This window comes from Achromobacter sp. ACRQX, from assembly GCF_022346505.1.
Taxonomy (GTDB): Bacteria; Pseudomonadota; Gammaproteobacteria; order Burkholderiales; family Burkholderiaceae_B; genus Achromobacter; species Achromobacter animicus.
Genome location: NZ_JAKRML010000052.1, coordinates 1 through 21,364 on the forward strand (window position 1 = coordinate 1; position 21,364 = coordinate 21,364).

The following is a 21,364-nucleotide window of genomic DNA, read 5'->3' on the forward strand; positions in this document are numbered from 1 at the left end:
TCTGGCGGGCGCGTCGTGGATCATGGTGCTGACCTCGCTCAACGTGTCCGCCCAGGTGGCGCTGCCCGACTGGGTGCGCGCACGCGGGCTGGCGATCTTCGTCACGGTGTTCTTCGGCTCGATGACCGCCGGCAGCATGATCTGGGGGCAGACCGCCGTGCGCGCCGGCGTTCCCACGGCCCTGCTGATCGCGGCCGCGGGCTCGGTCGTGGCGATGCTGCTGACCCGCAAGGCCAAGCTGCAGTTGGGCGCCGACCTGGACCTCGCACCGTCGATGCACTGGCCCGAGCCCCTGATCGGCCAGCACGTCACGCATGATCGCGGCCCGGTGATGATTACCGTGGAATACCTGATCGATCCGGCACGCGGCGCGGACTTCGTGCAGGCCATGCAGCATGCCGGCGCCGAACGCCGCCGCGACGGCGCGTATGCATGGGGCATTTTTGAAGACGCCGCCCAGCCCGGCCGCTACCTGGAATACTTTCTGGTGATGTCGTGGCTGGAGCACCTGCGCCAGCACGAGCGTGTCACCCACGCCGACGAGGACCAGCAGGCGGAAGTGCGCGCCTTCCACATCGGCGACACCCCGCCGCGGGTGTCGCACTTCGTCGCCCCCATCCCGCAATAACGGGCAGCAGGATGAGACCGGCGCTGCCCGCACACACCGTTACAAGCGAAGCATGATTCCTGACTAGAATTGCGCCGACAGGGATTTTGATGCCGCGCGCCGAGAGGCCGCGGCTTAGGTGTGACATGGATAGCGCTCCTCGCTTCGAGGCAGTCAACGGAGCCCGCTTCGAGGTTCTGTGGGTGGATGGCGACCGGGTCTTCGGGCGCGGCGCCTCGAAGCTGGCCGTCTGGCTCAGGCCTACTGACAGCTCGGAATGCGCGCGGCACCTCCTGGAACAGGAATACGGCCTGCGCGACTACCTGCATCCGGGCTGGGCGGCCGTGCCGACCGAGCTGGCGCGCGTCGGCGGCTCCACCGTCCTGTATCTGCAGGATCCCGGCGGACAACCGCTGGCCACGCACCACTCGCGGGCAATGCCCGCCCCGGCATTTCTTCGCTTCGCCATCGCGGTGGCGATGTCGCTGGGCAAGATGCACAACGCCGGGCTGATCCATCGGAATCTCAAGCCGGCGCACATTCTGTTCAACGAGCAGGACGCGGCCGCTCACCTGACCGGTTTTTCGTTTTCCACGCCGCTCGGCGCCTATCAGACGGCGCCCGCCTCAACGCCGGGCGACATCGTCGGCACCCCGGCCTACATGGCCCCCGAACAGTCCGGCCGCTCCGGCCACCGCGCCGACGCGCGATCCGATCTGTATTCGCTGGGCGTCGTCTTCTACGAAGCCTTGACCGGCGAGCTTCCGTTCCAAGCAGAATCGGCGCTGACCTGGCTGCACAGCCATACGGCGCGCCTGCCCGTGGCGCCCGCCGAACGCAACCCCGGCATCTGCGCCGAGCTCTCGGCCATCGTCATGAAGCTGCTCGAGAAATCGGCGGACGACCGGTACCAGACGGCGGAAGGGCTTGCCGCGGATCTGCAGTGCTGCCTGACCACGCTGACGGCCGGCCCCGGCGCCGCCCCGGACTTCGTGCTGGGCCGCTACGATCACCCCGGGCGCGTGCGCGTGCCGGCCACGCTGTACGGCCGGGGCACCGAGCTGGACATCCTGCTCGGCGCCATGGGCCGGGTGGCGGGATCGGGCCGCGCCGAAGTGGTGCTGATCTCCGGCGAACCGGGCGTCGGCAAGTCCATCCTCATCGAAGAACTGCATCGCGTCGTCGGCAGCCAGTACACCCTGCTCGCCAAGGGCAAGGGCGATCCTCACAGCCACGCCGGTCCCTACGCCGCGCTGGTCGAGGCGGCGCGAGGCCTGCTTCAGGCCGTGCTTGCCAAGAACGAAAGCGATCTGGGCGAGTGGCGCGAAAAGCTGCGCGTGGTGGTCTCCGCGGGCGGCGACAGCCTGCTCGCGTTGATTCCCGAACTGGCGATGATCGTGCCGGACGCGTCGGGCCTGCTGGCCGAAGGCGACGCCAAGGCGCGGTTGCGCCTGGCCTTTCAGCATCTGTTCTGCGCGTTCTCGTCGCCAGGCCATCCGCTGATCCTGTTCCTGGACGACCTGCAGTCGACCGACGCCGCCACGCTGCGCGTCATTGAACAGCTGGCGCAGATGGATCTGCAGAACATCCTGGTCGTGGGCGTGTACCGCGCCGAAGACATAACGCCGCGCCACGCACTCGCCGCCTTCATTGACAGCCTGCGCGCCAACACGATTCCCCTGACCGAGATTGCCCTCACCAACCTGCACGAGCGCGATTCCGCCCGCCTGATCGCCGATGCGCTGCAAAGCAAGTCGCCGTGGATCGATCCGCTGGTCAGTCTGGTGCAGGCCAAGACGGCCGGCAATCCGTGCTTCATGCTTCGCTTCCTGGCCACGCTTACGGTCGAGGGACTGCTGCACTACGACCCGCGCCGCCAGCGCTGGATCTGGGATGCGGACGCCATCCGCGAACAGGCCTATACCGACAACGTGGTCGGCATCATCATCCAGCAGGTCGAGCGGTTGCCGGCGGACAGCCGCGAAGCCATTCAACACATGGCCTGCCTGGGACACGACACGTCGCTCGACAAGCTTGCGCTCGCGCTGGACTGGCCGCGACTCGACGTGGCTACCGCCATGCGCGAATGCGAGCGGCAGAGCCTCGTGTTCCGGACCGGCGACGTGTACCGCTTTCCGCACGACCGCGTGCAGGCGGCCAGCTATGCGCTGATTCCCGAACGGCAGCGCGCGGCCACGCACCTGGCGATCGGCCGGCGGCTTGCGCAGGACCTCGAACCTGAACAACTGAAGGCGCAGGCATTTGAACTGGTCGACCAGTTCAACCGGGCATGGCAACTGGTGCACAGCCAGGGAGAACGCGTCCGGCTTGCCCATCTGAACGCCCTGGCCGGCGCGCTGGCCAAGGACACCGCCGACTATTCCGCGGCCATCCGATATCTGGAAGCCGCCTCGGCGTTCCTGTCCGACGACGGCAGGCAGCATCAACCGGCGCTGGCCTTCACCATCGAGATCACCCGCGCGGAATGCGAGTTCCGCAGGGGCGCGGTGGCGAGCGCCAAGCATCGGCTGGCCCGGCTGGGAGAGCGCGAGGGGCCATTGCCGGAACTGGCCCGCGTGACGCAGTTGCGCGTGGAAGTGTTCATGGCGCTGGGCGAGCGGCACGAGGCCATTGACGCCGGGCTGCACTACTTGCGCCGCGCCGGCATCGACTGGACGGATAGCCCGTCCGATGAAGCCGTCTCCAGCGAGTACGCCGAGTTCAATGCGCTGCGCGACGGCCGGCCTGCGGCTGCCCTGCTCGGCCTCCCTGAGATGCAGGACGCCGACGCGGAAGGCACGATGGGCGTGCTGACCGCGCTGCTGCCCCCGGCCTGGACGCTCTTTGCGAATCTGCGCGAGCGCGTCATTCTGCGCATGGCCAACCTGAGCCTGCGCCATGGCAATACGGATGCATCCAGCCTGGGTTACGCGTGGCTGGGCATGATCCTGGCCGCGCGCACCGGCGACTACGCAGACGGCTACGCCTTCGGCAAGCTGGGCGTCGATCTGGTCCAGCAGCGCGGACAGGTCCGTTTCAGCGCGCGGGTCTATCAGGTGTTCGGCGGCCAGATCGTGCCGTGGTCGCAGCCCGTCAGCCAGGCGCGCGACCTGCTGCAAACCGCCTTCGAACTGGCCAGCCTGCAGGGCGACTGGACCTATGCGTCCTTCGCGCTGAACAGTATGGTCACGCACATGCTGGCCACCGGCGGCGCGCTGAACACCATCCGCGCCGACGCCAGCCGCGGCCTCGCCTTGGCGCGCAAGGCGGGTCTTGAAGTCCTGGACCGGTATACGTCGCAGCTTCAGCTGACCAAGATGCTGCAGGGTCTCACGACGCAATTCGGCACGCTGGACGACGCCGGTTTCAGCGAGGCTGAATTCGAACGGAAGATCCAGGCCGAGCCCGGCCGGAACGTCACGGCCTGCTGGCACTACCTGCGCAAGCTTCAGGCCCGGGTTTTCGCTGGCGATTTCACCAGCGCCGTGCGCGCCAGCCAGGAAGCCTCCGCGTTCGTCTGGACGTCGCTGGCGTTCATCGAGGAGATGGAATTCCACTTCTATTCCGCGTTGGCCCGCGCCTGGTGTCCCGTACCGGCGTGTCCTTCGGAACGCGCCGCGGCGCTGGCCGCCGTAAAGGTCCATCTTGAGAAGCTCCGTCCGTGGGCCGCATCCAGCCCGTCCAACTTCCAGAGCCAGCAACTGCTGATCGACGCCGAAGTCGCGCGTCTGAATGGCGACGTGCTGGACGCGATGCAACGCTACGACGACGCCATCCACTGCGCCAGCGACCACGGCCTCGTGCACGTCGAAGGACTGGCCAATGAATGCGCCGCGCGCTTTTTCGAGGGCCGCGGCCAGCAGCGCATTGCGCACACGTATCTGCAACATGCACGCGCGTGCTACCAGCACTGGGGCGCGTCAGGCAAGGTCAGGCAGATCGACGCCCTGTATCCCACGCTGTTCGTGGACCGCCGCAGCGCCGCGCAGGGCTCCACCATCGAAACCCCGGTCGAAAGCCTGGATCTGGCCACCGTCATCGACATCTCCCGCGCGCTGGCCAGTGCGCTGGACCTGCAGACCCTGCTGGACAAGCTGATGAAGATCGCGCTGGAACAAGCCGGCGCCACGCGTGGCGTGCTTGTCCTGCAATCCGACGGCGAACTGTATGCCCGCGCCATCGCGACCACATCCGGCGATTCCGTGACAATCAGCCAGCGCGCCCAATCGCTGGACGAAGCCGGCCTGCCGCAGCAGATCGTGAACTACGGCTGGCGGACCGGCGAGACCATCGTCCTCGACGACGCGTGGGCGACGGGCGCGTTCACCGGCGACCCGTACGTGCGCGCCGCGCGGCTGCCGTCCGTGTTGTGCCTGTCGTTGACCACCCAGTCCAAATCCATCGGCGTGCTGTACCTGGAAAACACCCTGGCGCGCGGCGTATTCGCGCCGCACCGGACCGCCGTGCTGCGCCTGCTGGCATCGCAAGCCGCCATTGCCATCGAACGCGCGCGCCTGTATCGCGATCTGGCGCAGCGCGAGGCCCGGATACAGCGGTTGGTCGAAGCCAACATCATCGGCATCTGGTTCTGGCGCGACGACGGACAAGTGCTGGAAGCCAATGACCTGTTCCTGTCCATGACCGGCTACGACCGCGAGGACGTGGGCGCGGGCCGGCTGCGATGGACGGCGCTGGTGTCACGCAGCGGCGCTGTGTCGCTGCATGAACTGTTGCTGCGCGAGACCGCCGAGCCGGTCGAGACCGAACTGATCCGCAAGGATGGCCGCCGCGTGCCCGTGCTGCTGGGCTCCGCCCGGTTCGCCGCCGACGACAACCAGGGCGTGTCGTTTGTCCTGGACCTGTCCGAACGCAAGGCGGCAGAGGCCAAGATGCAGCAGATTCAATCGGATCTCGCGCACGTCACGCGCATGACTACCGTCAGCGCGATGACGGCATCCATCGCGCACGATGTCAGCCAGCCGGTGTCGGCCGTGTTGACAGAAGCGCAGGCCGCGCTGAACTGGATTGCGCGCACCCCGCCCAACACCGAAGAAGTCGCCGAGTCCCTGCGCCGCATCGTACGCAGCGGCCAACGTGCCGGTTCAATCATTTCGGGGGTACGCGCGCTGATCAAGAAGGCGCCGGCGGCCTTTGGTCCGATCGAACTGAACGGGCTCGTGAAGGAAACGCTGACGCTGCTGCGCAGCGAGCTCGATTGCAGCGACGTCCAAGTGATCCTGGACCTGGCTGATGGAGCGCTGCACACGTCCGGGGACCGCGTTCAGCTGCAGCAGGTCCTGCTCAACCTGTATGTCAACGCGGTCGACGCCATGAAGCACGAGCCCTCTGCGCGGCAACTGACTGTCGTCACCCGGCTTACCTCAGACGACGAAGTGCTTGTGGAGGTGCTGGATACCGGCAGCGGCATCGACGCGGCGTCGGTGAAGAAACTGTTCGATCCCTTCTTCACCACCAAGACAAAGGGCCTGGGAATGGGTCTTGCCATCTGCCGCGAGATCATCCAGCTGCATCACGGCCAGATGTGGGCGCGGCCCAACAGCCCGGCGGGCGCGGTGTTCTATTTTTCGCTGCCCGCGCAGGCTTGAGTCATTCGCCGTCGCCCGCCTCGGCATCGTCGCGCGAGGCCGGCGCGTGCGCGGCGACGCGCGGATTGACCTTCATGATCATCTGCACCAGCTGGGCAAAGCTGCGCGCCTGCATCTTCCGGTACGCGCTGGCCCGGTGCGCCTTGACCGTCACTTCGCTGATCCCCAACTGCTCGGCGACTTCCTTGTTCAGGCAGCCGGACGCGATCAACTCGATCACCTGCTGCTCGCGCGCGGTCAACGAGCGATAAAGCGCCATGACCTTTTCGAACTCCTGCTCCTTTGCGCGGCGTGCGACGTCCGACTCCAGTGCGCGGTGCACGGAATCCAGCAGCCGCTGCTCGGAAATGGGCTTTTCCAGGAAATCGATGGCGCCGGCCTTCATGGCCTTGACCGTCTGGCGGATATCGCCAAAGCCCGTGACCACCACGATGGGAATGTGATCGCCCAGTTCACGCATACGCGCCTGCAATGCCAGGCCGTCGCCATCCGACAATTGCAGATCCAGAATCAGACAGGAAGGCACCGGCGGCCGCGCCGCCGCCTGAAAGGCGCTGATCGAGTCGAAGGTTTCGGCGTAGATCCCGATGGACGACAGTAAGCGAAACAGCGAGTCGCTGACCTCGGCGTGATCGTCCACGATGTACACAATCGCAGAGGGCGCGCCGGATTTTTGAATGTTCAACGCTATGACTCCTTGCGGGGCGCGGCGCAATGCTTGCGTCGCATGCCTCATAGGGCAGCCACCAGATACAAATGCTGCGAGTTTAAGCGTTGAGATTTGTCCCCTTTAACTGCGGGCGGCCGGAGCCGCCCTGCAGATTTTCCCGCCAGGAGCCTCACTTCTTCTTTTCGCTAAGGAGATGAAGGGATGCCAAGCCCACCCGCTCATGTGTCCCCGTTAGATGTCCGGCGTGACGGCCTTCGCTGCGGCAGGCTGACGCGCCATCTCGATAAACGCCCGCTGGTAATCCAGGGCGTCGTCCGCCTCGCGCGACCCCAGGAAGATCTGCTTGGGAATACCACGCGGACCCAAGCGCACCGGCACCAGATCCATCTTGACCGCGTACTCCTCGACCAGCCAGCGCGGCAGCGCGGCCACGCCCCGCCCGCTGGCCACCATCTGCAGCATGATGTCGGTGGTTTCGATCGCCTTGTGCCGCTTGGGCGTGACGCCGGCCTTCAAGAGGAACTGGTTGTAGATGTCCAGCCGTTCGATATCGACGGGATAGCTGATGAGCACTTCCTGCGTCAATTGCTCGGGCTTCACGTAGGAAACCGACGCCAGCGGATGGCCCTTGGCCACGACCAGCACCTGCTCGTAATCAAACACGGGTTCGAACTTCAAGCCCGGCTTGAACAGCGGATCGGGCGTGACCAGCAGGTCGATCTCGTAGCCGAAGAGCGCGCCAATGCCGCCGAACTGGAACTTCTGCTTCACATCCACATCCACGTCCGGCCACGCCGCCAGATACGGCGCCACCACCTTCAGCAGCCACTGATAGCACGGGTGGCACTCCATGCCGATGCGCAGCGCGCCGCGTTCGCCCTGGGCAAACTGGCCCAGCCGCTCTTCGGCCAGGTCCAGCTGCGGCAGCACCCGGTTCGCCACCGCCAGCAGATATTGGCCCGCCTGCGTCAGGCGCAAACGTCTTCCCTCACGCAGCCAGATATCGGTGCCGAGCTGCACCTCCAGCTTCTTCATGCTGTGGCTCAGCGCCGACTGGGTCAGGTTCAGCACGCCAGCCGCGGCCGTCAACGAACCCTGTTTTTCGACCTGCTGCACGATGCTCAGATGGATACGCTCAAGCATTCTTATGATCTAGATTCATGGATTTGTGAAATAAAACCATTTTACGTCATGGGTTTTGATATTTAGCATTGCGTTCTTGTTTGCCGCTGTGTTCCGCACGTTGACCCGATCAACACGCACGTTCCATGGCAAGTCGACTCCCTCCGCGCCGATTGGCTTCATGGAAGCAAAGATGACACACCCCCTACGCTTGGTCGCCGTTTCCGGCGGCATGCAACGTCCCTCCAGGACCACCGCCCTGGCAGAGGAACTGCTGACGCTGATCGCCAATGAAATCCCCTGCGAACCCCGCCTGGTCGAAATGGGCCGGATCGCCCCGCAGCTTGCCGGCGCGACATGGCGCTCGAACTTGCCCGACTCGGTCGAGCGCGAGTTGACCGCGGTGGAGCAAGCCGATGTCCTGGTGGTGGCAACGCCCGTCTATCGCGGCTCTTATACCGGCCTGTTCAAGCATTTCTTCGATTTCATTCATCAGGACGCGCTGATCGACAAGCCGGTCCTCCTGGCCGCCACCGGCGGCAGCCAACGCCATGCGCTGATCATCGACCACCAGTTGCGGCCGTTGTTCAGCTTCTTTCAGGCACGCACGCTGCCGCTGGGCATCTATGCCACCGACGAGGACTTCGTCGACTACCGGCTGAAGAACGACGCGCTGATCGAGCGTGCCGGACTGGCCGTCCAACGCGCACTGCCGCTGGTCGAACTGACCCGGCAGATGCGATCTGCCGCGGCCGTGGAAGCCATCGCGGCCTGACGCCCAGGCCCAGCGGCTTTCACAGCAAGCCGCGCAGAAACGCCTCCGCGAACGCCGGCCCCGTTCACCCCGAATTCACGCTTATCGCAGCACTTTTGCATCCGACCATCATGAACAAAGACTTCACCTTCAGCATCAAAAGCCTTCGCTTCGATGAAAACTATCAGCCGTCGGACAGCACGCGCATCACGACCAACTTCGCCAATCTGGCCCGAGGCGAAAGCCGCGAGCAGAATCTGCGCAACACGCTGAAGATGATCGACAGCCGTTTCAATGACCTGGCGCATTGGGACAACCCCACGGGCGATCGTTATTCCGTTGAGCTTGACATCATCACCGCCGAGATGACGCTGGGCGCAAACGGCAATGCCAATGCGTTTCCGCTGATCGAGGTGCTGAAGACCAACATCGTCGACAAGAAGACCGGCAACCGCATCGACGGCATTGTCGGGAATAACTTCTCGTCCTACGTGCGCGACTACGACTTCAGCGTGTTGCTGCCCGAATACAACGACAACAAATCCACGTTCAGCACGCCGGACGATTTCGGCGACCTGCACGGCAAGCTGTTCAAGCACTTCGTTGAATCCGAAGCCTACAAGGCGAACTTCAAGAAGCCGCCGGTCATCTGCATCAGCGTGTCCAGCAGCAAGACTTATCACCGCACCGACAACCACCACCCGATCTTGGGCGTGGAATATCAGCAAAGCGAATTCTCCCCAACCGATCAGTACTTCGAAAAGATGGGGCTGCAAGTGCGCTACTTCATGCCGCCGAACAGCGTTGCGCCGCTGGCGTTTTATTTCCAGGACGACCTGCTGGGCGCCTACACCAATCTTGAGCTGATCGGCACCATCAGCACGATGGAAGCGTTCCAGCGCATCTACCGCCCCGAAATCTACAACGCCAATTCCGCGGCCGGAAAGCGCTACCAACCCAGCCTGAAGAACCAGGATTATTCGCTGACGCAGATCGTGTACGACCGCGTCGAACGCAGCCAACTGGCCGTCAAACAGGGCAAGTTTGCCGAGGCGCACTTCATCAAGCCGTACAAGCACGTGCTTGATCAATGGGCCGCCAGCCACTCCCACCAATAAACGAACACAGACGGACACCCGCCATGAAAAAGCTTTTGCCCACCTCGACCGCCGGCAGCCTGCCCAAACCCTCCTGGCTTGCCCAGCCCGAAAAGCTCTGGTCGCCCTGGAGCCTGCAAGACGAACAACTGACCGAAGGCAAGCAGGACGCCCTGATCCTCGCGCTGAAAGAACAGGAACTGGCCGGCATCGACATCGTCAGCGACGGCGAACAGACGCGTCAGCACTTCGTCACCACGTTCATCGAGCATCTGGACGGCGTTGACTTCGAAAAGCGCGAAACCGTTCGCATCCGCGACCGCTATGACGCCAGCGTGCCCACCGTCGTCGGCGCCGTCAGCCGCCAGAAGCCCGTCTTCGTCGAAGACGCCAAGTTCCTGCGCCGGCAGACCAAACAGCCGATCAAATGGGCGCTGCCCGGTCCCATGACCATGATCGACACGCTGTACGACGCCCACTACAAGAGCCGCGAAAAGCTGGCCTGGGAATTCGCCAAGATCCTGAACCAGGAGGCCCGCGAACTCGAAGCCGCCGGCGTCGACATCATCCAGTTCGACGAACCTGCGTTCAACGTCTTCTTCGACGAAGTGAACGACTGGGGCGTCGCGACGCTGGAACGCGCCATCGAAGGCCTCAAGTGCGAAACCGCCGTGCACATCTGCTACGGCTACGGCATCAAGGCCAACACCGACTGGAAGAAGACGCTGGGTTCGGAATGGCGCCAGTACGAGGAATCGTTCCCCAAGCTGCAGAAGTCCAGCATCGACATCGTCTCGCTGGAATGCCATAACTCGCACGTGCCCATCGACCTGATCGAACTAATTCGCGGCAAGAAGGTGATGGTCGGCGCCATCGACGTGGCCAATCACACCGTCGAAACCCCGGAAGAAGTCGCCAACACACTGCGCACGGCGCTCAAGTTCGTGGACGCCGACAAGCTGTATCCGTGCACCAACTGCGGCATGGCGCCGTTGCCGCGTGCGGTGGCCAAGGGCAAGTTGAATGCGCTGAGCGCGGGTGCGGAGATCATTCGCCGGGAACTGGCGGGTTGATGAAGCAGGCAGCAGGCGGCGCGGCGGGATAGCATCGCCGCGCGCAATGGAAAGGGGTCCGCTCATGGTTGAGCGACCCTTTTTTTTCGTCCAGCGATCCTGGTTCCAACCGACCCGACAACCCACGCCGGGATTACCCGTAATAAGAAAAATCTCTCAAATCAGCGGCCAATTGTGATTACTTGCCGCCCAAACCCGCGTGCTAATTTTTCCCTGCAATTCAAAGCTCGCTTCATAACATTCAAGGGAATCACACCATGCACGCCGTGGGAAAAGCATGCCGCAAGGCAGGGATGGCATCTACCGTTCGCAGCACGTTCTTGAAGTTGATGGCGCCGGCGCTGATCGCCGGGTTGGCGCTGGGCATGACCGCCGCGCCAGTCCGGGCTGCCGACTTCCCGGGCGACAAGCCCATCAGCCTGGTCGTGCCGTTCCCCGCCGGCGGAGGCACCGACTTCATCGGCCGCCTGCTCGCCTCCGAGATGGGTAAAGCGCTCAAGACCACCATCGTGGTCGAGAACAAGGGCGGCGCCAACAGCAACATCGGCACCGCGTACGTGACCCAGGCGCGCCCCGACGGCCACACGCTACTCGTGTCGGGCGTGGGCATCGCCACCAACCAGGGCCTCTACAGCAAGCTGCCCTACAAGCTCGATCAGCTCGACCAGATCGCAATCCTGGCCTTCGGCGCCGACGTGCTGGTGACCGCACCCGGCTTTCCGGCCAAGACGCTGGCCGAGTTCGTCGCGCTGGTGCAGAAAGAGCCCGGCAAATACTCCTACGCATCGTCGGGCAACGGCACCACCGGCCATCTGGGCATGGAAATGCTCAAGCAGCGCGCCAAGCTCAACATCATGCATGTGCCCTACAACGGCGGCTCGGCTGCCATCAACGACGTGCTGGCGGGTCGCGTGGACGTGCTGTTCGTCAATCAGGACACGGCGCTGCCGCACGTGCGCGCCGGCAAGCTGCGCGCGCTTGCCATTGGCAGCGCCAAGCGCAATCCCACCTATCCCGACACGCCCACCGTGGCGGAAAGCGGCTATCCGGGTTTCTCGTCCGAATACTGGTTTGGCCTGTCCGCCCCGGCCGGTGTGCCGGCGCCGGTGTTCCAGCAACTCTTCGAGGCCACCCGCACCGCCATGCAGTCGCCCGCCATTCAGGAAAAGCTGGGCGCCGTCGGCCTGGTGATTCCGCAACTCACGGATCGCAAGCAATTCGTGACGCTGGTGGATGCCGAAGTGCAGAAGTGGGGCGAGGTCGTGCGGGTGTCCGGCGCGCGCATCGATTGATGCGTGACGCTGCACGGTCCGGGCGGCCCGTGCCGTGCGCGATAACATGAAGCCGGATCGGGGCCGCTAGCGCGGCCCCGTTGTCATGCCTGGCCAGCGTTCGCGGGCACGGCGTCGATCGGCGCCAGGAAGTTCAGGCGCATGAGCGTGTCGCGCGTGATGTCCACGATCGAGTCGATGTGCGCACCATGCGAGGCGGTCAGATACGAGATATAGAAACGCGCCGGCGGAATCGGCGGATCGGCGGGCAGGGCGCGCAACACGCCCATGGTCAGCATGTCCTGCAAAAGCGGCACGGGCAGAATGCCGATGGCATGGCCCGCCGCGATCAGGCGCGAGATCAGCGCCAGCGAATTGGTGGTGCTGGGCCCAGACATATCGACACCGCCCGACGCCAGCCAGTTTTCAACCACGGTGTAGAGCGTGGAAGGCGGCGAGTGCGTGGCGATGTGATGGCCGCGCGCGTGCTCTGCGCGGAACGGATCGGCCGTGATGTGCAGCGTGGGCGAGGCCACCCAATGGAACGTCATCCAGCCGATGAACACGTCGGTGATGGTGTCGCCCGTGGCCGGATTGGTCAGCAGCGCCATGTCCAGTTCGCCCGCGTTGAGCTTGCTGTTGAGCACCGACCCCACGTCCACCGTCATCTCCAGCGCGAGCGAGGGATAGTGTTCCTTGAGCTGTGCGATCACCGCGGTCAGGCCTACGTTCGCCGAGCACTCGTCCGCGCCCAGCCGCAACTTTCCGCCCAGGCTGCGATCCTTGCCAAAGTGTTCGAGCTGGCGCGTGCTGTGCAACGCGCTCTCGGCATGACGCAACGCCGACTGCCCCACATCGGTCAACGTCACGCGCTGGCGCGAGCGATCAAACAGCTGCACCTCCAACGCGCCTTCAAGTTCGCGGATGCGGGCCGAGACGGCCGGCTGCGTCACGTGCAAATGGCGCGCGGCCGCGTGGATGCTGCCCAGCTTGGCGGTCCAGTAAAAGGCCTCAAGCTGGCTTAGGGTTATCCGCATGATAAGAACTCTTTTTCAAACTGCGCCGAAACTTTGATTATTGGCCCGGAAAGCCCGCGTGATACCTTTTTTTCACCGGCTTCCGAGCCTTTTTCATTGTAGTGAAGACAAGCGATGTATCTGATTCATCCCATGCCCGAGGCCTTGCCGCATGAAGATCTGGCGCTGTTGCTGAAGGCGGAGCCGGCCACCATCGGGCACTTCCAGACCACCGGCTTCATGCGCGGCGACATCCGCGCACATCAGCAGGACGTGCGCATCGCCGGACCAGCCGTGACGGTGCGCATGCCCGGCAACGATGGCGGCATTCTGCATCATGCGATGGCCTGCGTGCGTCCCGGCGACGTGCTGGTGATCGACCGGGCTGGCGAGGCCGTGACCGCAGCCTTCGGCGGCGCGATGGCCTACGCCGCCAAGCAGGCCGGCGTGGCCGGCATCATTGTGGACGGCCTTGTGACCGATCTTGGCGAACTGCGCCAGCACGGCATGCCGGTGTGGTCGCGCGGGCCTTCTCCCATCACCACGCGCTTGCTGGGTCACGAGGGCGAGTTCTGCGGCACGATCCACTGCGGTGGCGTCACGGTGCGGCCCGGCGCGGCCGTCCTGGCCGACGAAAACGGCGTGCTGGTGCTTGATCGCGCCGCCGTGCGCGCCGCCGCGCAGCAGGCTATCGACTTCCAGACCCAGGAGCAGACCACGCTGGCGCGCCTGCGTGCCGGCGAGAAGTTTCCTGACATCGTGGGCTCGCGCGCGCTGATCGAACGCGCCATCGCGGCAGCCCAAGGAGCAAACGCATGAGCATCGACCTCGACATCACCGACCTGGCGCAGCGGCTGCGCCGCCGCGAGCTTCGATCCGAAGCGCTGGTGAGTGACTACCTTGCGCGCATCGCCGCGCTCGACGACTGGCTGCACGCCTACGTGGCGGTGTACGCCGACGAGGCGCTGGCCGCCGCACGCGCAGCCGACCTGCAACTGGACCAGGGCATCTGGCTCGGCCCGCTGCACGGCGTGCCGATCGCACTTAAAGACCTGATCGACATCGCCGGCCAGCCCACCACCATCGGCTCGCCCATCCACGCCAACACCATTGCCTCGCACACGGCCGAGCTGGTGCGGCAATTGCAGCGCGCCGGCGCCATCATCCTGGGCAAGACCCACATGGTGCAGTTCGCCATGGGCGCGTGGGGGCCCAATCAGCACATGGGCACGCCGCGCAATCCGTGGGATGACCGCGTGCACCGCATCCCCGGCGGATCGAGCAGCGGCTCCGCGGTTGCGGTCGCGGGACGCCTGGCGCCGGCCGCCATCGGCACCGATACCGGCGGCTCGGTGCGCGTGCCCGCCAGTTACTGCGGCATCACGGGCTTCAAGCCGACCGTGGGCCGCATCTCGGCGCACGGCGTGGTCACACTGAGCCAGACGCTCGACAGCGTAGGTATCTTCGCGCACAGCGCCGCGGACGCGCGCCTGGTGTTCGACGCGCTGGTGCCGGTTGAGCCCGGCGAGTGGCGCGAGCCGCTCGACGCGTCGCGCTTTGGCATTGCCGGCGCCACGCTGGGCCGTCTGCCGGAGGCGTTCCTCAATGACGTCACGCCCGCCGTGCGACGCGCCTATGAAGACTCCATCGCGCTGTATCAGAGCCTTGGCGCGCAGATCGTCGAAATCACACCGCCCGCCACGCTGTCCGAGTTCAAGGCCGTGACGGGCGACATCATGATGACCGAAGGCGTGGCGTCGTTCGAGCGCGAGATGACCGACCTCGACCTTCCCGTTGACGACTCGGTGCGGCCTCGCCTGCTTGCTGCCCTCGACGTGCCGGCCTTGCGCTACCTCGCCGCGCTGCGCGAGCGCGACCGCCTGCAAGCGGCGATGGAGTCGCGGCTGCAGGGCATGGCGGGACTGCTGACGCCCACCACGCTCACCACCGCGCTGCCGCTCGACGAGGTCGATCACGGCAACGCGCCGGTGCACTACACACGCATCGGCAATCTGTTGCAGATGTGCGGCGTCTCGGTGCCCAACGGCCGCGACGACGCGGATCTGCCCACCGGCCTGCAGATTCTCTGCCCGGGCGGCGAAGACCGGCTGGCGCTGTATCTGGCCGAGGTCTTCCAGCGTCATTCCGATTGGCATCGCGTGCGCGCCGACACGCGTGCGCAAGCGACCACGGCATAACCCGATGCCGTGGCAGGGCGCGCGGCGCGCGTGCCCATACACAAACAGGGGGAAAAATATGAAACGAAGCATTCTGGCGGCGCTGCTGGCGGCCGCGGCAACCTCGTTCGCCGCGGCCGGGCCCGCCCGCGCGCAGACCGCCGCCTTGCCCGAAACCCACTTCGCGGTCGTCGGCGGCGGCAGTCACAACTACACCTTCGGCGCGGTTGAAAAGCCGTTTTGGGAAAAGACCCTGCCCGAAGCCTCCGGCGGCAAGGTCACGGCCGAGCTGATCGGCCTGTCCGAGAGCGGCCTGAAAGGCCCTGAGATCGTGCGCCTGATGCGCGCCGGCGCGCTTGACGTCGGCATGGGCGTGTTCGCCTTCGTCAGCGGCGACGACCCCACCTTCGAAGGCGTCGACCTGCCCGGCATGGCGACCGACTACGCCACCGCGCGCAAGATGGTGGCGGCCTACCGGCCGGTGCTGGAACAGCGCATGCTCAAGCGCCACGGTGTGCGGCTGCTGGCCACGGTGCCGTACACCGCACAGGTGTTCTTCTGCCGCGCACCGGTTAAGACCCTGGCCGATCTGAAGGGCCGCAAGGTGCGCACCCGCGGCAGCAACATGGCCGAATACGTTCGCGCGCTGGGCGCGTCGCCGGTGACCATACCGTTTGCCGAGGTCATCCCCGCGCTGCAGACCGGCGTGGTCGATTGCGCGGTGACCGGCATCGGCTCGGGCAACGCCGCGAAGTGGTACGACGTCGCCAAGAATCTTTACCTGCTTCCCATCGACTGGTCCATCGGCTTTTACGCCATCGCCGAACGCCGCTGGCAGAAGCTGGATCCCGCCGTGCAGCAGTTCATGCTCAAGGAGGCGAAGGTGCTGGAAGATCGCCTGTGGGACGAGACCGGCCGCGAGGGCGACTATGCGCTTGCCTGCAACACCGGACAGGGCGAATGCCGCATCCACACCCAGGCCGACATGCAGGCCACCGCGCCCACCGAGGCCGAGCGCGCCACATTGCGCGAGGTCGCCACCGAAATGGCGAGCCGCTGGGCGCGGCGCTGCGGCGAGGAATGCGCCGCCAATTGGAGCGCGTCCGTGGGCCAGGCCCTGGGCGTGACGCTGCGCTGAACTTCAAGGAAATCTCATGACGACAGAAACGCATGGTTCGCTACGCCTGCTCGACCGCGTGGCCCGCATCGGCGCCTGGATAGGCGGCCTCGGGCTGCTGCTCGTGTCCTGGCTCATCGTGGCCGACCTGATCGCGCGCAAGGTCGCGGGCGTCTCGCTCGGCGGCGCCGACGAGCTGGCCGGCTACACGCTGGCGGTAGCCAGCGCCTGGGCCTTTCCCATCACCTTGCTGCGCCGCTCGCACATCCGGGTCGACGTGGTCTACACGCATCTGCCCGCCAAGACGCGCGTCGTGCTCGACCTGTTCGCGCTGGCCTGCCTGGGCGTGTTCGTGGGCACGCTGACGTGGCACGCGTGGTTCGTGCTGGCCGACTCCATCGCCTTCCAGTCCGTGTCCAACACCCCGCTGCAAGTGCCGCAATGGATCCCGCAATCGCTCTGGTTCGCCGGCTACGCGTTCTTCCTGCTCACCATCGTGGTGCTCGGCGGCTGCGCGCTGGGCCGCGTGATGCGCGGCCGCTGGCAGGCCGTCAATGCGCTGATCGGCATCCACTCGGTGGAAGAGGGCATCGAAGAAGAAACCGCTGACGCACCGGTGCCCGCGCGCACGCAACCCCAGGAGTGAGCCATGTTGATAATGACAATTTCCATGCTGCTCGGCCTGCTGGCGCTGAGCGTGACCGCGGCCGCCACCGTGGGCCTGCTGGGCATGAGCCTGGCCGGCGCGTTCTCACCGCTGAAACTGACCAACGCCATCGGTGAACTGGCCTGGGGCACCAGCGCCGAATTCCTGCTGGTCGCGATTCCGCTGTATGTGCTGATGGGCGAGCTGCTGGTGCATTCCGGCGTCGCCGGCCGCATGTATGGCGCCGTGTCCAAATGGGTGTCGTGGCTGCCGGGCGGCCTGATGAACGCCAACATCGGCGCCTCCGCCATGTTCTCGGCCACCAGCGGCTCCAGTGTGGCAACCGCCGCCACCATCGCCACGCTGGCCCTGCCGGAGCAACGCAAGTCGGGCTACAACGCGCCGCTGTTCCTGGGCTCGATCGCGGCCGGCGGCACGCTCGGCATCCTGATCCCGCCCTCGATCAACATGATCGTGTACGCGCTGATCGCCAACGTGTCGGTGCCCAAGCTCTATCTGGCCGCGACGCTGCCGGGCATCCTGCTCACCGGGCTGTTCATCGCGCTGATCGTGGGCCTGTGCCTGTTGCGTCCGGGCCTCGCCGGCAAACGCCCCGCGGTGAGCTGGTCCGAACGCATCGCCGCCCTGCCGCACCTGCTGCCGCCGCTCGCGATCTTCGCGCTGGTGATTGGCGTGATCTACGGCGGCATCGCCACCGCCAGCGAGTCGGCCGCGCTTGGTGTAGTGGCCGCCACCCTGCTGTGCGCCTACAAGCGCGTGCTGACCTGGGAAATGCTGGGCCGCGCCTTCGAAGCCACGCTGCGCACCACCGGCATGATCATCCTGATCACGCTGGCTGCGTTCTTCCTGAACTTCGTGCTGTCCTCGATCGGCCTGACCACCTTGCTGGTGAACGCCGTAACCAGCCTGGACCTGCCGCCGCTGGGCATGATGCTGGCCATCATCCTGTTCTACATACTGCTCGGCTGCTTCATGGACACGCTTGCCATGCTGGTCACCACCGCGCCGCTCACCGTACCGATCGTCATCGCGCTGGGCTATGACCCGGTGTGGTTCGGCGTGCTGCTGATCGTGCTGTGCGAAATGGGCCAGCTCACGCCGCCATTTGGCATGAATCTTTTCGTGGTGCATAGCGTGCGGGGGCAGGGGAAGTTCATGGATGTGGTGGTGGGCGTGCTGCCGTTCCTGGCGATGCTGTTGCTGATGATCGTGCTGCTGCTGGCGGTGCCGCAACTGGCGCTGTGGTTGCCGGGGCAGATGGCTACGCTGTGAACGAGGCGCGGTGGGTGCACGCTCGAGCGGAGTACCATTTTTTCGAGCAGATGCATTAGTCCCGCCGGCAGCCCACGCCAGGCAGCCGGCCGCCTTAACCCTCACCGCGTGGAGTTGAATCGAACACACGGATGTCGCCGTTTCGCTTGGGCGGCCTGAGCACGTTGCGTTGCGGGCCGCACTGGACGTGGTTCGCGATGCTGCGCAGTTACTCGGCGATGAACACCATCAGCCCGGCGACGTGGCCCACCAGTTCCTGGACTACAACGGCACTACCGCCGCAGCGCTGCGTGCCGCGATCCACGCGGGATTCGAAGGGGCGATTCAACGGGCCGTCGACGCGGGCGCATCGACCGCTCGTGAATCCTAAAGGCGTTCCCGCAAGGCCTGAAACCGAGGACGGGGACTGAACGCCTCGGCAACTCAGACACCGTCTGAAACCCGCACGGCCATGTCGCCCTTGAGCAACTCCGCCAACCGATTCAGCCCGTGCGTCAAACGGATCCGATCAATCGCGCCCCCCAACGACACACGGAGCGCCAAGGGACTGAACGCCCCCGTCGCAAATGATGCCGAATCCGTGACACTCACCCCTTGTTCAAGCGCGGTTCGAATCAGCCGGTACAGATCGATATGACCCGGCAACTGCAGCCAGAGATGCAGCCCGTTCGGGTCGGCCTGAATCTCCCCCGGCAGGATCGACGCGGCAATGGCTTGCCGATGCTGCAGCTCACGCTTGACCTGCGCCATCCATTGCACCGCAGCGCCCGATTCGATCCACGTCGACGCCATTTCCGTCATCCACGGCGTGGGCATCAGCGCCAGCGAGCGCAGGGCATCAAGCACGGGCGTCAACGGCTCGCCGGCGGGTACGACCAGGTATGCGGTCCGCAGGCCGGGCGCGATGCATTTCGATAGCGTCGACACGTAGTAAACCGGCGTCGACGACGTGTTGGCGGCCACCGAAAACATCGTGCTCGGCGGCTGCTCAGCCAACAGCCAGTACGGATCATCTTCAATAACCGGCAGCGAAAATTTCTTGGCCACCCGCAGCAGCTCGGTTCGCCGCTCGGAGGACAGCGTCAGCGCGGTCGGGTTCTGAATCGTCGGATTCAAGTACAGCATTGCCGGACGATGTTTTCGGCACACGCGCTCGAGGTCGGCGGGGTCCATGCCGAATGCATCCGACTCCACCCCGACCGCCACGCGCTGCAGCAGGCGGGCCGCAGCCAGGAAGCCAGGGTAGGTCAGCGCATCGCACGCAATCGCATCTCCGGCCTGGCTCCTGGCCAGAAGCAGGGCGGCGATCGCGGTTTGGGCGCCGGGGCAGACCACGATCCGGTCAGTGTCCACGCTGCCCAGCACCGGCTGCAGCCATTTCGCGCCGGCTGCACGATGCCGCGCGTCCCCCGCCCCCACGTGATAGCTCATCAGATCCATCGAGCTTGCCGCGGCCTGCGTCGAGCCGCTGCCTTCTGCAAGCATCTGCGAAAACGCGGCACTGCCGAGCAACGGCGGGATGTTCATCCCCAGATCGATCGTGCCGCCCGTTGCCGACCCGGCATACGCCACATAGGTCCCGCCGGCCCCCTGTGCTTCCAGAATCCCTTTCTGGCGAACTTCCGAATACGCCCGCGTGACGGTCGTGAGATCGACGCCCAATGTCTGGGCCAGTTCACGCTGCGTGGGAAGGCGATCACCCGGCCGGAGAACTCCATCCTCCACCGCGGTGACGATCTGCGTGGCGATTTGCTGATACCGGGAGCCCGCACCGGCGGTCAGGGGCCGCACCCACGACAGGCTTGCTTTTTTCAGACGACGCGAGAGAGCCATGTTTGATTTTTTGGGTTTTTGGCCACTTCCGCAGGTGGCAAGGAGGGTCGGGCCGGACAATTCAACTGCTTGTATGGATTTTGGCAGTAGAATTGGCAATCTTGTATGGATTTTAGCACTCGCTCCGCGCGTTCCCTGGTTCTGTTCAGCGACCGCGCGTAGCGATCAAGCTGCTCAAGCAGCGTTTTGAGGAAATGATGAATTTCTGGGTCCCTTTAGCCTTCGGTACGTTCAAGCTCGGCGTGCTGGGCGTGTGCATGTTCCTCGCCATCAAGTCGCATCGCGAAGGCGCTAGAAAAGAGAAAGAGAAAAAGGAGATGGAACGCCTTGAAAGTCTCAAGGCGCTATCTCAGGAACGTTGAGCAGATCAGCTTCACCCCGAGATGATGCCCCGCATTGCATCCAGGCATAAAAAAATGCGGCTCGAGTGAGCCGCATTCGATAACAACAATGCTTAGGACTGCTGCGGTGCCACGAAGTGAGACACCTTCGGCGGCGCATCTCCGATGTGGAAACCGCGCACTTCGGCCTGCTGGTCCGCGTCGGCGTGCGTCACACGCTCATGTTGGCGCAGGTGTTCCAGCCACGACGTCACCAGGAAGTATTCCAGGTAGCGGCCCGGCTGCGCCGCATCTTCAAAGATCCCCCAGGCGTAGGCCCCATCGCGGCGGCGTTCGGCGCCGGCATGCTGCATGGCCTGCACGAAGTCCGCGCCGCGTGCCGGATCGATCAGGTATTCCACCGTGATCATGACCGGGCCGCGGTCATGCGACACCTGCTGATCGATCAGGGGCTCGGGCCAGTGCATCGACGGTGCGAGGTCCAGGTCGGCGCCCAACTGCAGCTTGGCCTTGCGGGTCAGCAGCATCGCAATCACCGAGCCGGCGGCGGCGATCAGCATCGCGGCGGGGACGCCGGCATGCACCGCGGTTTGGCCCCAGATCATGCTGCCTGCGGTCATCGAGCCGAAGAACACCGCCACGAAGATCGCCAGGCCACGAGCACGCACCCAGTCCGGCAGGGCAACCTGCGCCGATACGTTGAGCGAGGTCAGCACCATGATCCACGACGCACCAGCCAGG

18 protein-coding genes are annotated in these 21,364 nt (G+C 65.1%); 13 read left to right on the plus strand and 5 right to left on the minus strand.

Annotated features, from left to right (window positions below):
* Both MHZ91_RS27745 and MHZ91_RS27750 read left to right on the plus strand, forming a co-directional pair.
* A partial coding sequence (locus MHZ91_RS27745) for an MFS transporter (protein ID WP_239216537.1) occupies positions 1-628 on the plus strand: 628 nt, incomplete at its 5' end.
* Positions 629-753: 125 nt separating this feature from the next.
* Complete coding sequence (locus MHZ91_RS27750) at positions 754-6,213, plus strand: AAA family ATPase (RefSeq protein WP_239216538.1); 5,460 nt, start codon at positions 754-756, stop codon at positions 6,211-6,213.
* Between the two features lies 1 nt (position 6,214).
* Here MHZ91_RS27750 and MHZ91_RS27755 read toward each other — a convergent pair whose 3' ends face one another.
* Both MHZ91_RS27755 and MHZ91_RS27760 read right to left on the minus strand, forming a co-directional pair.
* Positions 6,215-6,898 carry a response regulator transcription factor gene (locus MHZ91_RS27755; RefSeq protein WP_239216539.1) on the minus strand — a complete coding sequence of 228 codons (684 nt, stop codon included), beginning with the start codon at positions 6,896-6,898 and terminating at the stop codon, positions 6,215-6,217.
* A gap of 216 nt (positions 6,899-7,114) precedes the next feature.
* The gene (locus tag MHZ91_RS27760) at positions 7,115-8,026 is read right to left on the minus strand and encodes a LysR family transcriptional regulator (RefSeq protein WP_239216540.1); all 912 of its coding nucleotides are present in this window, start codon (positions 8,024-8,026) and stop codon (positions 7,115-7,117) included.
* Positions 8,027-8,198: 172 nt separating this feature from the next.
* On the opposite strand from MHZ91_RS27760, the gene msuE reads away from it, so the two are divergent.
* The 4 genes from msuE (at position 8,199) to MHZ91_RS27780 (ending at position 12,221) form a co-directional block, all read left to right on the plus strand.
* Positions 8,199-8,780 (plus strand): FMN reductase, encoded by a 582-nt coding sequence (gene msuE, locus MHZ91_RS27765; protein WP_175123853.1) that lies wholly within the window; start codon positions 8,199-8,201, stop codon positions 8,778-8,780.
* A gap of 110 nt (positions 8,781-8,890) precedes the next feature.
* Positions 8,891-9,877: a DUF1852 domain-containing protein gene (locus MHZ91_RS27770; RefSeq protein ID WP_218342345.1), complete on the plus strand. Its 987-nt coding sequence runs from the start codon at positions 8,891-8,893 to the stop codon at positions 9,875-9,877.
* A 23-nt stretch (positions 9,878-9,900) separates the two neighbouring features.
* Positions 9,901-10,929, plus strand: coding sequence for a methionine synthase (locus MHZ91_RS27775; RefSeq protein ID WP_175137100.1), 1,029 nt, complete (start codon positions 9,901-9,903; stop codon positions 10,927-10,929).
* 293 nt (positions 10,930-11,222) lie between these two features.
* The gene (locus MHZ91_RS27780) at positions 11,223-12,221 is read left to right on the plus strand and encodes a tripartite tricarboxylate transporter substrate binding protein (RefSeq protein WP_239216541.1); all 999 of its coding nucleotides are present in this window, start codon (positions 11,223-11,225) and stop codon (positions 12,219-12,221) included.
* 83 nt (positions 12,222-12,304) lie between these two features.
* On the opposite strand, the gene MHZ91_RS27785 is transcribed toward MHZ91_RS27780, so the two are convergent.
* Positions 12,305-13,237 carry a LysR family transcriptional regulator gene (locus MHZ91_RS27785; RefSeq protein WP_239216542.1) on the minus strand — a complete coding sequence of 311 codons (933 nt, stop codon included), beginning with the start codon at positions 13,235-13,237 and terminating at the stop codon, positions 12,305-12,307.
* A 114-nt stretch (positions 13,238-13,351) separates the two neighbouring features.
* Between MHZ91_RS27785 and MHZ91_RS27790 the strand changes: the two genes are divergently transcribed.
* From MHZ91_RS27790 to MHZ91_RS27815, 6 genes are all read left to right on the plus strand, one after another.
* Positions 13,352-14,035: an RraA family protein gene (locus MHZ91_RS27790; RefSeq protein WP_175123860.1), complete on the plus strand. Its 684-nt coding sequence runs from the start codon at positions 13,352-13,354 to the stop codon at positions 14,033-14,035.
* The gene (locus MHZ91_RS27795) at positions 14,032-15,414 is read left to right on the plus strand and encodes an amidase (protein ID WP_239216543.1); all 1,383 of its coding nucleotides are present in this window, start codon (positions 14,032-14,034) and stop codon (positions 15,412-15,414) included. Before MHZ91_RS27790 ends, MHZ91_RS27795 begins: the two co-directional genes overlap by 4 nt.
* Positions 15,415-15,472: 58 nt before the next feature.
* The gene (locus MHZ91_RS27800) at positions 15,473-16,531 is read left to right on the plus strand and encodes a TRAP transporter substrate-binding protein (RefSeq protein WP_175123862.1); all 1,059 of its coding nucleotides are present in this window, start codon (positions 15,473-15,475) and stop codon (positions 16,529-16,531) included.
* A 16-nt stretch (positions 16,532-16,547) separates the two neighbouring features.
* Positions 16,548-17,156, plus strand: a complete 609-nt coding sequence (locus tag MHZ91_RS27805) for a TRAP transporter small permease subunit (protein WP_175137095.1) — start codon at positions 16,548-16,550, stop codon at positions 17,154-17,156.
* A gap of 3 nt (positions 17,157-17,159) precedes the next feature.
* On the plus strand, positions 17,160-18,449 hold the full coding sequence (locus MHZ91_RS27810; RefSeq protein ID WP_175137094.1) for a TRAP transporter large permease: 1,290 nt from the start codon (positions 17,160-17,162) through the stop codon (positions 18,447-18,449).
* A 118-nt stretch (positions 18,450-18,567) separates the two neighbouring features.
* Positions 18,568-18,819, plus strand: a complete 252-nt coding sequence (locus tag MHZ91_RS27815) for a pyrroline-5-carboxylate reductase dimerization domain-containing protein (protein WP_175123982.1) — start codon at positions 18,568-18,570, stop codon at positions 18,817-18,819.
* 53 nt (positions 18,820-18,872) lie between these two features.
* Here MHZ91_RS27815 and MHZ91_RS27820 read toward each other — a convergent pair whose 3' ends face one another.
* The gene (locus MHZ91_RS27820) at positions 18,873-20,282 is read right to left on the minus strand and encodes a PLP-dependent aminotransferase family protein (RefSeq protein WP_239216545.1); all 1,410 of its coding nucleotides are present in this window, start codon (positions 20,280-20,282) and stop codon (positions 18,873-18,875) included.
* A 194-nt stretch (positions 20,283-20,476) separates the two neighbouring features.
* Here MHZ91_RS27820 and MHZ91_RS27825 point away from each other — a divergent pair, with 194 nt between their 5' ends.
* Positions 20,477-20,644 (plus strand): hypothetical protein, encoded by a 168-nt coding sequence (locus tag MHZ91_RS27825; RefSeq protein WP_239216546.1) that lies wholly within the window; start codon positions 20,477-20,479, stop codon positions 20,642-20,644.
* 92 nt (positions 20,645-20,736) lie between these two features.
* Here MHZ91_RS27825 and MHZ91_RS27830 read toward each other — a convergent pair.
* On the minus strand, positions 20,737-21,364 hold a 628-nt coding region (locus MHZ91_RS27830), incomplete at its 5' end, for an MFS transporter (protein ID WP_239216547.1).